Source organism: Rheinheimera sp. 4Y26, from assembly GCF_025245835.1.
Classification (GTDB): domain Bacteria; phylum Pseudomonadota; class Gammaproteobacteria; order Enterobacterales; family Alteromonadaceae; genus Pararheinheimera.
In genome coordinates this window covers 1-15401 of record NZ_JAOBWS010000025.1, presented here as the reverse complement: position 1 = coordinate 15401, position 15401 = coordinate 1, and the positions used below count along the sequence as shown (strand labels likewise).

11 protein-coding genes and 1 tRNA gene are annotated in these 15401 nt (G+C 48.6%); all 12 read right to left on the bottom strand.

What is annotated here, in order from left to right; translation table 11 throughout:
• Positions 1-131 precede the first annotated feature (131 nt).
• The 12 genes from fusA to N3Z11_RS17760 all read right to left on the bottom strand — a co-directional run bounded on the left by fusA (position 132) and on the right by N3Z11_RS17760 (position 15401).
• On the bottom strand, positions 132-2237 hold the full coding sequence (gene fusA, locus N3Z11_RS17815; protein ID WP_260658539.1) for an elongation factor G: 2106 nt from the start codon (positions 2235-2237) through the stop codon (positions 132-134).
• Positions 2238-2264: 27 nt separating this feature from the next.
• On the bottom strand, positions 2265-2735 hold the full coding sequence (gene rpsG, locus N3Z11_RS17810) for a 30S ribosomal protein S7 (RefSeq protein ID WP_260658538.1): 471 nt from the start codon (positions 2733-2735) through the stop codon (positions 2265-2267).
• 82 nt (positions 2736-2817) lie between these two features.
• On the bottom strand, positions 2818-3195 hold the full coding sequence (gene rpsL / locus N3Z11_RS17805) for a 30S ribosomal protein S12 (protein ID WP_031564163.1): 378 nt from the start codon (positions 3193-3195) through the stop codon (positions 2818-2820).
• A gap of 151 nt (positions 3196-3346) precedes the next feature.
• Positions 3347-7528: a DNA-directed RNA polymerase subunit beta' gene (gene rpoC / locus N3Z11_RS17800; protein ID WP_260658537.1), complete on the bottom strand. Its 4182-nt coding sequence runs from the start codon at positions 7526-7528 to the stop codon at positions 3347-3349.
• 97 nt (positions 7529-7625) lie between these two features.
• Positions 7626-11651: a DNA-directed RNA polymerase subunit beta gene (gene rpoB / locus N3Z11_RS17795; protein WP_260658536.1), complete on the bottom strand. Its 4026-nt coding sequence runs from the start codon at positions 11649-11651 to the stop codon at positions 7626-7628.
• Positions 11652-11829: 178 nt separating this feature from the next.
• Positions 11830-12195, bottom strand: a complete 366-nt coding sequence (gene rplL, locus N3Z11_RS17790; RefSeq protein WP_031564154.1) for a 50S ribosomal protein L7/L12 — start codon at positions 12193-12195, stop codon at positions 11830-11832.
• A gap of 68 nt (positions 12196-12263) precedes the next feature.
• Complete coding sequence (gene rplJ / locus N3Z11_RS17785; protein WP_260658535.1) at positions 12264-12758, bottom strand: 50S ribosomal protein L10; 495 nt, start codon at positions 12756-12758, stop codon at positions 12264-12266.
• A gap of 307 nt (positions 12759-13065) precedes the next feature.
• Entirely contained in the window at positions 13066-13767 is a 702-nt protein-coding gene (gene rplA / locus N3Z11_RS17780) for a 50S ribosomal protein L1 (RefSeq protein ID WP_260658534.1), read from the bottom strand.
• Between the two features lie 3 nt (positions 13768-13770).
• A complete protein-coding gene (gene rplK / locus N3Z11_RS17775) occupies positions 13771-14199 on the bottom strand; it encodes a 50S ribosomal protein L11 (RefSeq protein WP_260658533.1) in 429 nt (142 codons plus the stop codon).
• Positions 14200-14321: 122 nt separating this feature from the next.
• Positions 14322-14849: a transcription termination/antitermination protein NusG gene (gene nusG, locus N3Z11_RS17770; RefSeq protein ID WP_409566879.1), complete on the bottom strand. Its 528-nt coding sequence runs from the start codon at positions 14847-14849 to the stop codon at positions 14322-14324.
• A 15-nt stretch (positions 14850-14864) separates the two neighbouring features.
• Complete coding sequence (gene secE / locus N3Z11_RS17765) at positions 14865-15239, bottom strand: preprotein translocase subunit SecE (protein WP_260658531.1); 375 nt, start codon at positions 15237-15239, stop codon at positions 14865-14867.
• An 85-nt stretch (positions 15240-15324) separates the two neighbouring features.
• Positions 15325-15401 (bottom strand) — tRNA-Trp (locus tag N3Z11_RS17760).

Below are 15401 nucleotides of genomic sequence, written 5' to 3'. Positions count from 1 at the left end.
GTTTTACCGTGGTCAACGTGGCCGATTGTACCTACGTTTACGTGCGGTTTGTTACGTTCAAATTTAGCCTTAGCCATTTTAAATTACCTTCTGTTAAATAGACCCAGCTTCCGTTGGGTCGAATTAATTAATTATTCGCCAGATTTACGAGCAGCAATAATTGCTTCAGTTACGTTGTTTGGTGCTTCCATATACTTCAATGGTTCCATTGAATATGAAGCACGACCCTGCGTCAGAGAACGCATGCTGGTCGCATAACCAAACATCTCAGATAAAGGAACCTGAGCATCAACGATTTTGATACCACCAGGCGCATCTTCCATACCATTGATAATACCGCGGCGACGGTTTAAGTCACCCACGATATCACCCATAAAGTCTTCCGGTGTCACCACCTCAACTTTCATGATAGGTTCCAGCAGAACTGGTTTGGCTTGCAGTGCACCCTTTTTGAAGCCCATTGAAGCAGCGATCTTAAACGCCATTTCATTAGAGTCGACATCGTGGTATGAACCGTCATAAACCGTAACTTTCACATCGATGACCGGGTAGCCTGCGAGGATACCGTTTTTCATCTGTTCCTGAATACCTTTGTCGATTGCAGGGATGTATTCTTTTGGAATGACACCACCAACGACGGCGTTCACGAACGTATAACCTGCGCCTTCTTCCTGAGGTTCGATTTTCAGCCAACAATGACCAAACTGACCACGACCACCGGATTGACGTACGAACTTGCCTTCAACTTCCGTGGTACCACGGACGGTTTCGCGGTAAGCAACCTGAGGTTTACCTACGTTCGCTTCCACCTTAAATTCGCGTTTCATACGGTCAACAATGATTTCCAAGTGCAGCTCACCCATACCGGAGATAATGGTTTGACCCGTCTCTTCGTCGGTATGGACGCGGAATGACGGATCTTCAGCAGCCAATTTACTCAGCGCTATACCCATCTTTTCCTGGTCGGCTTTGGTTTTCGGCTCTACAGCTACCGAAATGACCGGCTCAGGGAATTCCATGCGTTCCAGAATAATCACGTGATCCTGATCACACAGAGTGTCACCAGTTGTGGTGTCTTTCAGACCAATGGCAGCAGCAATGTCGCCTGCACGAACTTCTTTGATCTCTTCACGGCTGTTGGCATGCATTTGCACGATACGGCCGATCCGCTCTTTTTTCTGTTTCACTGAGTTATACACAGCAGAACCAGCTTCAACTACGCCTGAATAAACGCGGAAGAAGGTCAGAGTACCCACGAATGGGTCTGTCGCTATTTTAAAAGCTAAAGCAGCAAATGGGTCTTCGTCACGAGCATGACGCTCACCTTCAGAGTCGTCTTCATGAACGCCTTTAATGGCTTTCACTTCAGTCGGAGAAGGCAGGAAATAAACCACGTTGTCGAGCATGGCCTGTACGCCTTTATTTTTAAAGGCAGAACCGCACATCACCAGAACAACCTGGTTACGCAGCGTCAGGTCACGCAATGCAGCGCGAATTTCTTCTTCAGTGAACTCGTCACCTTCAAGGTAACGTTCCATCAGCGCTTCGCTGGATTCAGCGGCAGCTTCGATCATGTTTTGGCGCCATTCGTTCGCTTGGTCAAGCATATCCGCAGGGATATCCTCATAAGTGAACGTCATGCCCTGATCAGCTTCATTCCAGTTAATGGTTTTCATCTTGATCAGGTCAATCACGCCTTTGAAGTTCTCTTCAGCACCAATAGGTAACTGAATAGGAACAATAGTCGAGTTCAAACGGTCACGCGCCTGCTTAACAACCCGAAGGAAGTCAGCACCGGTACGGTCCATTTTATTCACGAAAATCATTCGCGGAACTTCATATTTGTTCGCTTGACGCCATACGGTTTCAGTTTGCGGTTGCACGCCTGAAGAACCACACAGCACAACAACGGCACCATCAAGCACCCGCAGCGAACGTTCAACTTCAATAGTGAAGTCAACGTGGCCCGGCGTATCAATCAGGTTGATCCGGTGTTGTTCAAACTGTTGTTGCATACCAGACCAGAAGGCTGTAGTTGCAGCAGACGTGATAGTGATACCACGCTCCTGCTCCTGTTCCATCCAGTCCATTGTGGCTGCACCGTCATGTACTTCGCCAATTTTGTGCGAACGGCCGGTATAAAACAGTACGCGTTCAGAAGTCGTGGTTTTACCCGCGTCAACGTGCGCACAGATACCGATATTGCGGTAACGCTCAATAGGTGTAGTACGTGCCATAATCAAATCCTCATCAAAAGGTTTAAATTACCAGCGGAAATGGGCGAAAGCTTTGTTCGCTTCGGCCATACGGTGCACGTCTTCACGCTTCTTAACGGCAGAACCTTTGTTCTCAATAGCATCCAGCATTTCACCAGCCAAACGCTGGGCCATTGATTTCTCACCACGTTTACGGGCTGCTTCAGTTAACCAACGCATTGCTAAAGCATTACGACGAACCTGGCGAACTTCACATGGAACCTGGTAAGTTGAACCACCCACACGGCGTGATTTAACTTCAACTGTTGGGCGGATGTTATCCAGCGCAACTTCAAAGATATCCAGTTCAGATTTCTTAGATTTCGTCGCAGCGATTTCTAATGCGCCGTATACGATTGATTCAGCGATTGATTTTTTACCGTCGATCATTACGACGTTTACGAACTTGGCCAGCAATTCACTTCCGAACTTAGGATCTGGAAGGATTTTACGTTGACCTATGACGCGTCTTCTTGGCATTCGAAACTCCGATTGCTTCAGGGGATTCCAAAACTTTTAATGAAAAAAGTTACTTAGTTTGGCCTTACTTAACGGAGTTAAGTTATTTGTTCTTCGGCCGTTTAGCGCCGTATTTAGAACGGCCTTGCTTACGATCTTTAACGCCTGCACAGTCTAAAGTGCCGCGTACGGTGTGATAGCGCACACCTGGAAGGTCTTTTACCCGGCCGCCACGGATCAGAACAACGCTGTGTTCTTGTAAGTTGTGGCCTTCACCACCGATGTAAGAAGAAACTTCGAATCCGTTAGTTAAACGAACACGGCATACTTTACGTAATGCAGAGTTTGGCTTCTTAGGTGTGGTGGTGTATACGCGGGTACAAACACCACGCTTCTGTGGGCAAGCTTCAAGCGCCGGAACGGTGCTCTTAGAGACCACCTGGCTGCGCGGCTTACGCACTAGCTGGTTGATTGTTGCCATTAAATACTCCTGGTTATTAAATACCCATAAACGTGTGTAAAATCGCACCCAAAATTGGGGCTGCGGGATTTTACTGGTCAACCTTTGACCTGTCAAGATAGAAAAGGCCCGGCACACCAGAAGTGCACCAGGCCTTTGTCATCACAACAACTTATTCGTCGTTGCCAGACAGATCCATATTGAGGGCATCAGTCAGCGCTTGTTCTGCTGATTCTGCACTCATCGCCGGTTCAGCGACTTCGCCACTGGCGATACGTTGACGCTGACGGGTGCGGTTTTGGTGATACGCAAAACCAGTACCTGCCGGGATCAAACGACCGACAATAACGTTTTCTTTCAGACCACGCAGCTCGTCGGTTTTGCCACCAACTGCAGCTTCGGTTAATACGCGGGTCGTTTCCTGGAACGACGCGGCAGAAATGAAAGAGTCGGTCGACAGTGATGCTTTGGTAATACCCAGCAGACTGCGCTCGTACTTGGCAGGGATTTTACCCGCCGCTTCCAGTTCAGCATTCGCGATATTAACGCGTGATACTTCAACCTGTTCACCTTCAAGGAATTCACTGTCGCCCGGGTGTAAAATCACACACTTACGCAGCATCTGACGGATGATAGTCTCGATGTGCTTGTCGTTGATTTTAACGCCTTGCAGACGGTAAACGTCCTGTACTTCGTTCACGATATAGCTGGCTACATGGTGGATACCACGTAAACGCAGAATATCATGTGGTGACTCCGGACCTTCAGAGATCACTTCACCTTTCTCAATACGTTCACCTTCGAACACGTTGACCTGACGCCACTTCGGAATCATTTCCTCATGGATGTCACCCTGATCAGGCGTGATCAGCAGGCGGCGTTTGCCTTTGGTTTCTTTACCGAAGCTGATAACACCAGAGATTTCGGCCAGAATGGCTGGATCTTTTGGCTTACGGGCTTCGAATAAGTCAGCAACGCGTGGCAGACCACCGGTGATGTCGCGTGTTTTCGAGCTTTCTTGTGGGATACGCGCCAATACAGCACCCGCTTTTACCTGCTGACCATCGGTAATTTCGATAGTCGTGAAGCTTGGTAAGCGAATTTCCTGCAGTGCACCGTCATCACTTTCCAGAATTAACTTCGGCTCTTTCGCGTTGGCTTTGGACAGGTCCTTCACCACAGTACGCGTCAGGCCAGTCAGGTCATCCTGCTGAACTTCGGTATTGGTATCATCAACATCGCTGTACGATACCTTGGCGCCGCGTTCTACGATGATTGGGTGAGAATGCGGATCCCAGTTCGCCACGATCTGACCTGCAGTCACAGGCTTGTTATCGTCTGTAGTCAGAACAGAACCGTATGGCAGTTTATAACGTTCTTTCTCACGGCCCAGCTCGTCAAATACTGTCACTTCAGCGGAACGTGAGGTAATAACAATCTTGTCGTCACTGTTACGGACAAACTTGGCGTTGTGCAGTTTCAGAATACCGGCGTTTTTCACCTGTACGCTGTTTTCTGCAGAAGCCCGCGATGCCGCACCACCGATGTGGAATGTACGCATCGTTAACTGTGTACCAGGTTCACCGATTGACTGTGCCGCGATAACACCAACAGCTTCACCAGCATTGATGATATGACCACGGGCTAAGTCACGGCCGTAACACTTGGCACAAACACCAAAGTTAGTCTGACAGGTAATTACTGAACGTACGTACACTTCGTCGATTGAGTTTTTCTCAATCAGATCACAAAGCTTCTCGTCCAGCATGGTGCCGTCTTCAACCAGCACTTCGCCGGTTGCAGGAACAACCACATCACCAATCACAACACGACCCAGTACACGTTCACGCAGACCTTCAACAACGTCACCACCTTCAATCAGTGGTTTCATCATAATGCCCTGATCTGAACCACAATCGGCTTCAGTCACGACTAAGTCTTGTGCTACGTCTACCAGACGACGGGTCAGGTAACCAGAGTTCGCAGTTTTTAACGCTGTATCGGCAAGACCTTTACGGGCACCGTGCGTCGAAATAAAGTACTGCAGAACGCTTAAGCCTTCACGGAAGTTCGCCGTGATTGGCGTTTCGATGATAGAACCATCCGGTTTTGCCATCAGACCACGCATACCAGCCAGCTGACGGATCTGAGCTGGCGAGCCCCGTGCGCCTGAGTCGGCCATCATATAAACAGAGTTAAATGAAGGCTGAGTGACAGTGTTACCGTCGCGGTCTACTACAGACTCTTTCGACAGGTTGTCCATCATGGCTTTTGACAAAGTTTCGTTGGCCGTTGACCAGATATCGATAACTTTGTTGTATTTTTCACCGGCGGTAACCAGACCCTGTTGGAACTGGTCCTGGATTTCCGCAACTTCAGCTTCGGCTGCACCAATGATGTCAACCTTAGCGTCCGGGATCACCATATCGTCGATACCAACAGACACACCTGACAGCATCGCGTAGTGGAAACCGGTGTACATGATTTGGTCGGCCAGAATAACAGTGTTTTTCAGACCGATACGACGGTAAGAACCGTTCAGTAAACGTGAAATCTGTTTTTTACCCATCGGCTGGTTAATGCTGTCAAAAGCTAAACCTTCCGGCAGGATTGAATACAGAATGGCACGGCCAACAGTGGTATCACGAACCTTAGTTGAAGTGGTTTTAGTGCCATCTTCATGGTTCGTCACTTCTGTCAGACGTACTTTCACCCGGGCGTGCAGACTGGCAACACCAGCGCGGAACGCTTTTTCTGCTTCTTTCGGGCTCTTGAAAATCATGCCTTCGCCTTTGGCGTTGATGGCATCACGGGTCATGTAATACAGACCCAAAACAACGTCCTGAGAAGGAACAATGATTGGCTCACCGTTCGCAGGAGAAAGTACGTTGTTGGTTGACATCATCAATGCACGGGCTTCTAACTGAGCTTCCAGCGTCAGCGGTACGTGCACCGCCATCTGGTCACCGTCGAAGTCAGCGTTGTATGCAGCACACACCAATGGGTGTAACTGAATCGCTTTACCTTCAATCAGTACTGGTTCGAAAGCCTGGATACCCAGACGGTGCAGTGTTGGTGCGCGGTTCAGTAATACCGGATGTTCACGGATTACTTCATCTAATACGTCCCACACTTCACCCACTTCACGCTCAACCATTTTCTTGGCGGCTTTGATAGTGGTCGCTAAACCACGGGCTTCCAGCTTGCCGTAAATAAACGGCTTAAACAGTTCCAGTGCCATTTTCTTCGGCAGACCACACTGGTGCAGACGCAGTGTAGGACCTACGGTGATTACCGAACGACCTGAATAGTCAACGCGCTTACCGAGTAAGTTCTGACGGAAACGACCTTGTTTACCTTTGATCATGTCGGCTAAAGACTTCAGCGGACGCTTGTTCGAGCCGGTGATGGCGCGACCGCGACGGCCGTTGTCCAGCAGCGCATCAACCGCTTCCTGTAACATACGCTTTTCGTTACGTACGATAATGTCAGGTGCTGACAGGTCCAGAAGACGCTTCAGACGGTTGTTACGGTTGATCACACGACGGTATAAATCGTTCAGATCTGAAGTTGCAAAACGGCCGCCGTCCAGTGGTACCAACGGACGTAAATCCGGCGGCAGTACTGGCAGCACTGTCATGATCATCCACTCTGGCTTGTTGCCAGAAGTGTGGAATGCTTCCATCAGTTTCAGACGTTTGCTGATCTTTTTCCGCTTTGTCTCTGAGTTGATGGTTGGCAACTCTTCACGCATTTGTTTGATTTCTGTGGCCAGCTCGATACCTTTTAACAGGTCCAGAATTGCTTCTGCGCCCATTTTGGCTTCGAACTCGTCACCGTGCTCTTCCAGCACGTCCAAGTATTCTTCTTCAGTCAGCATCTGACGACGCTCTAAAGAAGTCATACCTGGTTCAGTCACTACATAGCTTTCGAAATACAACACACGCTCGATATCACGCAGCGTCATGTCTAACAGCAAACCGATACGGCTCGGCAGTGATTTCAGGAACCAGATGTGGGCAACCGGGCTTGCCAGTTCAATGTGACCCATGCGCTCACGACGCACTTTGGTCAGTGTGACTTCAACACCACACTTTTCACAGATCACACCACGGTGTTTCAGGCGTTTGTACTTACCGCACAGACACTCATAATCTTTCACCGGGCCAAAGATACGGGCACAGAACAGACCGTCACGCTCAGGCTTAAAAGTACGGTAGTTGATCGTCTCAGGCTTTTTCACTTCACCAAAAGACCATGAACGGATCATGTCCGGTGAAGAAAGGCCGATACGGATCACATCGAACTCTTCAGTTTTTGTTTGTTGTTTCAGAAACTTTAATAAGTCTTTCACTTTGCTCTCCTGTCAGAGGTTTAACCGGTAACGGGGCGGCTTGCGCCCCAATTCAGCACTCAGCAATAGCCCCCTGCTCGCGCAGGGGGGCTGAGGGTTATTCCTCTTCCAATTCGATGTTGATACCGAGCGAACGGATTTCTTTCATCAATACGTTGAAAGATTCTGGCATGCCTGGTTCCATGCGGTGGTCGCCATCCACGATGTTCTTATACATCTTGGTACGGCCATTCACGTCATCAGACTTCACAGTCAACATTTCCTGCAGGGTATAGGCTGCACCGTATGCTTCCAGTGCCCACACTTCCATCTCACCGAAGCGCTGACCACCAAACTGAGCTTTACCGCCCAGTGGCTGTTGCGTAACCAGACTGTACGAACCGGTAGAACGGGCGTGCATCTTGTCATCAACCAAGTGGTTCAGTTTCAGCATATACATGTAGCCCACTGTAACCTTACGCTCAAAAGTATTACCGGTACGGCCGTCATACAGTGTGATCTGACCGCTTGACGGTAAGTCACCCAGTTCCAGTAACTGTTTGATTTCGCTTTCTTTCGCGCCATCAAATACCGGAGAGGCAACAGGTAAACCTTTACGCAGGTTTTGCGCCAGACGACGGACTTCGTCATCTGTGAAGTTTGCCACGTCAACTTCCTGACGCGACTCACCCAGTGCATATACCTTGACCAGGAAATCACGGATTTCGGCGATTTCACGTTGATCTTTGATCATGCCGTCAATCTTGTCACCGATACCACGGGCAGCTAAGCCTAAGTGAGTTTCCAGGATCTGACCGATGTTCATCCGCGATGGAACGCCCAGCGGGTTCAGTACGATATCAACCGGCTGACCTTTTTCGTCATATGGCATATCTTCCACAGGAACGATGCTTGAAATAACACCCTTGTTACCGTGGCGACCCGCCATCTTGTCACCTGGCTGGATACGACGTTTCACAGCTAAGTAAACTTTAACGATTTTCAGCACGCCTGGTGCTAAGTCGTCGCCCTGAATGATCTTACGACGCTTGGCTTCAAACTTTTTGTCGTACTCAACACGAATTTCTTCGTACTGGGCAGCCAGCTGTTCCAGGTCGTTTTGCTTGTCTTCGTCTGCCAGGCTTTGCGCCAGCAGTACGTCAGCACGCATTGCATTCAGTTTGGCACGATCAACACCTGTACTTTCAATCAGGTTACGGGCGCGAGAGCAGATACCTTCTTCGAGGATACGGAATTCTTCATTCAGGTCTTTTTTGGCCTGTTTGATTTCCATTTCTTCGATTTCACGGGCGCGTTTGTCTTTTTCCACACCGTCACGGGTGAAGACCTGAACGTCAATCACAGTACCTGTTACCGAGTTCGGCACACGTAATGAAGTATCTTTAACGTCAGAGGCTTTTTCACCGAAGATAGCGCGTAACAGTTTTTCTTCCGGTGTTAACTGGCTTTCACCCTTAGGAGTGACTTTACCCACCAGAATGTCGCCGCCTTTCACTTCAGCACCGATGTACACGATACCGGCTTCGTCCAGCTTCGACAGCGCAGACTCACCTACGTTAGGAATATCGGCAGTAATTTCTTCTGCACCTAACTTAGTATCACGGGCAATACAGCTCAGTTCCTGAATGTGAATAGTGGTCAGGCGATCTTCCTGCACTAAACGCTCAGATAATAAAATCGAGTCTTCGAAGTTGTAACCATTCCATGGCATGAATGCCACGCGCAGGTTTTGGCCCAGAGCCAGTTCACCTAAGTCCGTTGAAGGACCGTCAGCCAGTACGTCACCACGTTCAATCGGCTCACCATGGTTTACACATGGGCGCTGGTTGATACAGGTGTTCTGGTTAGAACGGGTGTATTTGGTCAGGTTGTAAATGTCGATACCGGCTTCACCGGCCACCATTTCTTCTTCGTGTACTTTAATAACAATACGGCTAGCGTCGACATAATCAACAGTACCACCACGTTTTGCCACTACAGTTACACCAGAATCTTTGGCAACCACACGCTCAACACCAGTACCTACTAACGGCTTGTCAGCACGTAAGGTTGGTACAGCTTGACGTTGCATGTTTGAACCCATCAATGCGCGGTTGGCGTCATCGTGTTCCAGGAACGGGATCAAGGCTGCAGCCACTGATACGATTTGTTGCGGGGCAACGTCCATATACTGAACTTTGTCCGCTGGCATCAGCGTAAATTCGTTTTTGTAACGGCAAGGAACCAGTTCTTCCACCAGGCGGTTTTCGCTGTTCATCTCAGCGTTCGCCTGAGCGATCACAAAGTTACCTTCTTCAATCGCCGACAGGAAATCTACTTCGTCTGTTACTACACCGTCTTCAATACGACGGTATGGGGTTTCCAGGAAACCGTACTCGTTGGTCTGTGCGAACATAGACAACGAGTTGATCAGACCGATGTTCGGACCTTCAGGCGTTTCGATTGGACAAACACGACCATAGTGCGTTGGGTGAACGTCGCGGACTTCGAAGCCAGCGCGCTCGCGGGTTAAACCACCAGGGCCTAACGCAGAGATACGACGTTTGTGCGTTACTTCTGATAAAGGGTTGTTCTGGTCCATAAACTGAGACAGCTGGCTTGAACCGAAGAATTCTTTCACTGCCGCCGAAATTGGCTTGGCATTGATTAAATCCTGGGGCATCACAGCGTCTAAGTCGCCCAGCGACAGACGTTCTTTCACCGCACGTTCAACGCGCACTAAACCAACGCGGAACTGGTTTTCGGCCATTTCGCCGACAGAACGGATACGACGGTTACCTAAGTGGTCGATATCGTCCACTTCACCGTTACCGTTACGGATATCGATTAATACTTTCATGACGGCCAGGATGTCTTCTTTAGACAGAACACCTGCACCTTTGCCTTCGGCGAAATTCACGCGACGGTTAAATTTCATCCGGCCCACTGTTGACAGATCATAACGGTCTTCAGAGAAGAACAGATTCTGGAACAGAGTTTCGGCAGCTTCACGCGTTGGTGGTTCACCAGGACGCATCATGCGGTAGATTTCGACCAGCGCTTCCATCCGGTTTGTGCTCGGATCAATACGTAAGGTGTCAGAGATATAGGCACCCTGGTCCAAATCGTTGATATACAGTGTTTCAAAGCTGTCATAACCAGCTTTTGCTAATTTCGCCAACAGCTCCAGTGTGAGCTCTGCGTTCGCCTCGGCAATAATCTCTCCGGTTGAACGGTCAGCATAATTTCTTGCAAGTACACGGCCGACGACGTACTCATGCGGTACTTCCATCAGAGTCAGACCGGTTTTTTCCAACTGACGAACGTGTTTAGCGGTGATACGACGACCCGCTTCAACGATGATTTCGCCGTTGTTGTCTTTGATGTCAAATTGGGCAGTTTCACCACGTAAGCGGTTTGCCACAACTTCCATCATCAGCTTGCCTTCTTTGATTTCAAATTTAGTATTTTCAAAGAAAGTATTCAGGATGTCTTCAGTGCTCAGCTCAAGCGCACGCAATAAAATAGTGGCCGGCAGCTTGCGACGACGGTCAATACGTACGAATAACGCATCTTTGGCATCAAATTCAAAATCTAACCATGAGCCACGGTAAGGAATGACGCGTGCGTTATACAGTACTTTGCCTGACGAGTGAGTTTTACCACGGTCGTGATCAAAGAACACGCCCGGACTACGGTGCAGCTGAGAAACAATTACCCGCTCAGTACCATTGATCACAAAGGTACCGTTTTCAGTCATGAGCGGAATTTCGCCCATATAGACTTCTTGCTCGCGAATGTCTTTGATGGTGCCTGGTGCTTCTTTATCAAATAACACCATACGCAGTTTCACCCGCAGCGGCGCTGAGTAGGTGACTCCACGGATTTGACACTCTTTTACATCAAACACAGGTTCGCCGATCCGGTAGCTGACATATTGCAGCTCAGCACTACCTGAATAGCTTTTGATCGGGAATACAGAGCGGAAAGCGGCTTCTAAACCGTATCCACCTTCTGGATCTGGCTCAATAAATTTGCTGAACGACTCAATTTGAATCGACAACAGATATGGTACGTCCAACACTTGTGGGCGTTTACCGAAGTCCTTACGGATACGTTTCTTTTCAGAATAAGAGTAAGTCATGGGGTTCCTCAGCTTGCTGATTTTTTACCCTACCTACCCTCGCGGGGCGGCGGTTATGACTGCCACAATGGCGTCATAAGGGGCGGGGAAAATCAATGTCCCACAGCGCAAAAAGGCCGGTGGTTATTTCACCACCAGCCTAGCCTGAAATCAGGCGGCTAATCCAGAATAATCTGGATTATTTAACTTCAACAGTAGCACCAGCTTCTTCTAACTCTTTCTTCAGAGCGTCAGCTTCAGCTTTAGAAACGGCTTCTTTGATTGCAGCTGGAGCAGCTTCAACCAGGTCTTTCGCTTCTTTCAGGCCTAAACCAGTTGCGCCACGTACTGCTTTGATAACAGCAACTTTGTTCGCACCGGCAGCAGCCAGGATTACGTTGAATTCAGTTTGTTCTTCAACAACTGCAGCTGGACCAGCAGCAACTGCAACAGCAGCAGCAGCAGAAACGCCGAATTTTTCTTCCATAGCGCTAACCAGCTCTACAACTTCCATTACAGACATTGCAGCGATTGCGTCTAAGATTTGCTCTTTAGTAACTGACATTGCTCAGATTCCTAAACTAAGGGGAATAATTCCCGTATTAAACTTTACTTACCAAACAACACGTAAAATTACGCGGCTTGATCCTGTTTTTGGTCGCGAACCGCGGCAATTGTACGTACAAGTTTGCCGGCTGCTGCTTCTTTCATAGTGCTCATCAGGCGTGCAATAGCTTCGTCGCGTGTTGGCAGACTTGCTAATACATCGATACTGACTGTGGCGCCATTGAAGGCTGCGCCTTTCAGCTCAAACTTTTGGTTCTCTTTCGCGAAATCTTTGAAGATACGCGCTGCAGCACCTGGGTGCTCTTTAGAGAACGCAATCAGCGTTGGGCCGACGAACGCGTCGCCTAAACACTCGAACTCGGTGCCAGTTACTGCACGGCGAACCAGCGTGTTACGGACAACTTTCATCCATACGCCAGCTTCACGAGCCTGCTTACGCAGAGCAGTGATTTTGCCTACAGTGACACCACGAGCGTCTGCGACTACCGCAGATAAAGCACCTTTGGCAGCTTCCTGGACTTCAGCAACGATTGCTTTTTTGTCTTCAAGCTTAATAGCCATTGGCTCTTAACTCCTGGTTCATCCGGACGGAATTGTCCGGTTGCCTACACATCGCTTTAATTCAGTAAACCGAATAAAGCGCGCGATTTACGGTGAGAGCCAGATTGATAGGAATCTTTCTGGGGCTAACACCGTCTGCGTAGGTTGGTATTTTTAAGCTACGCCGGCTAAGCCTTTGTAGCACCTACGGTCTTGGACGGAAGCCAGACACTTTGCAAGCAAAGCCCGGCTTCTACCCGAAAATTTGAGCGCGAGATTATAAAATAACCTCGCGACTCTGTAAAGCTGCTTTAAAAAGCGACTTTAATTAGATCTTGGCGTCCAGAGAAGCCTGATCCAGCACGATACCGGCACCGTGAGTTGAAGAGATAGTTACTTTCTTGATGTAAGTACCTTTTGCAACTGATGGCTTAGCACGTTTCAGCGCAACTAACAGAGACTCAATGTTCTCTTTCAGTTTGTCTGCGTCGAAATCCAGCTTACCAACGGTAGAATGGATGATACCATTCTTGTCGTTACGGTAACGAACCTGACCAGCTTTAGCGTTTTTCACAGCTTCAGCAACGTTAGGAGTTACAGTACCGGTTTTCGGGTTTGGCATCAGACCACGTGGGCCGAGGATTTGACCTAACATACCAACTACGCGCATTGCGTCTGGAGAAGCGATAACAACGTCAAAGTTCATCTCGCCTTTCTTAACTTGTTCAGCTAAGTCTTCCATACCTACGATGTCAGCGCCTGCAGCTTTAGCAGCTTCAGCGTTTGCACCCTGGGTGAACACAGCAACACGTACCGTACGGCCAGTACCGTGTGGCAGTACAGTAGCACCACGCACGTTCTGGTCAGATTTACGGGCATCGATACCGAGGTTGATGGCAACATCAACGCTCTCAACGAATTTGCCGGCAGTTAATTCTTTTAATAACGCAACTGCGTCATTGATCGCGTATTCACGAGTAGAATCTACTTTTGAACGGATTAATTTAGCACGCTTAGATAATTTAGCCATTGATTAACCCTCCACCACTAAGCCCATTGAACGAGCAGTACCAGCGATAGTGCTGATTGCTGCTTCGTCACTGCCCGCTGTTAAATCAGCACGTTTGATCTTTACGATCTCTTCCAGCTGAGCACGGGTCACTTTACCCACTTTCTGGGTGTTAGGACGGCCTGAACCACCTTTTAAACCAGCTGCTTTCAGTAATAAGAAAGAAGCAGGTGGGGTGCGGGTTTCAAATGTAAATGAACGGTCGCTGTAAACAGTGATCACTACTGGAATCGGCATGCCTTTTTCCAGAGATTCTGTGCGGGCGTTAAAACCTTTACAGAATTCCATGATGTTTACACCGTGTTGACCCAAAGCTGGACCAACTGGTGGCGACGGGTTTGCCATACCAGCTTTAACTTGTAATTTTACAAGTGCCGTGACTTTCTTTGCCATGTTTCACCTCGTTATAGGGTCATTGCCTCGTAAATGTGAGGACACTTACTCAAACGGCTTCCCTGATGTTAAAAAAGGCCGCGATTATATTTTAATCAGCGGCCCAGTACAAACTTTATTTCTTAAGCTTTTTCGACCTGACCAAACTCCAGCTCTACAGGGGTAGAACGGCCGAAAATGAGTACAGATACTTTTACGCGGCTCTTTTCGTAGTCAACTTCTTCAACGACACCGTTAAAGTCAGCAAATGGACCTTCAGTGACACGCACCACTTCACCGGCTTCGAACAGCGTCTTCGGCTTCGGTTTGTCAGCGTTGTCCTGCAGACGGTTCAGAATAGTCATTGCTTCTTTTTCGGAGATAGGTGCAGGGCGATCTGAAGTACCGCCGATAAAACCTAATACACGTGGCACGCTTTTCACTAAGTGCCATGCTTCTTCGCACATTTCCATCTGGACTAACACGTAGCCTGGGAAAAATTTGCGTTCAGATTTACGCTTTTGACCAGCGCGCATCTCGATCACTTCTTCAGTCGGCACTAACACTTCACCAAACTTGTCTTCCATCTGGTGAATTTTGATGTGTTCGCGTAACGAGGTAGCTACCCGTTGCTCAAAACCGGCAAAGGCCTGCACCACGTACCAACGCATTTTTCCTGACATGGTTTAGATCCCCAATCCTGTTAAAAATGAAACCAGCTTTAATAACACCCAATCCAGCCCGAATAAAATCAGCGCCATGATCAGGGTAACAACAGCAACGATTAAAGTGGTTTGATTGGTTTCCTGACGGGTAGGCCAAACAACTTTGCGAACTTCTAACTTTGCTTCTTTAGCAAAAGTTAAAAATTCACGGCCTTTACCTGTCTGCGCTGCGATAAAACCAGCCAGTGGAATTAACACCACCAGACCGATAGCAAGCTGCAGGGTTGAAAATTCGAAAACCGAGTTGGCGACTACTAATGAGGTCAGAATGGCAAATACCACCAACCATTTAACAAGGTCTAATCCGCTTTTTGGCGCTTCTGTTGCTGCGTTCATGCTTAAACTCACTTTCCGTGCTTGTTGACCAAGCCACTACTACAGCTGCACTGCAGGATGCAATGCTGCACTTAAGCCATTAAATTGGCAGGGGCAGAGGGATTCGAACCCCCAACCATCGGTTTTGGAGACCGCTGTTCTACCAATTGGAACTATGCCCCT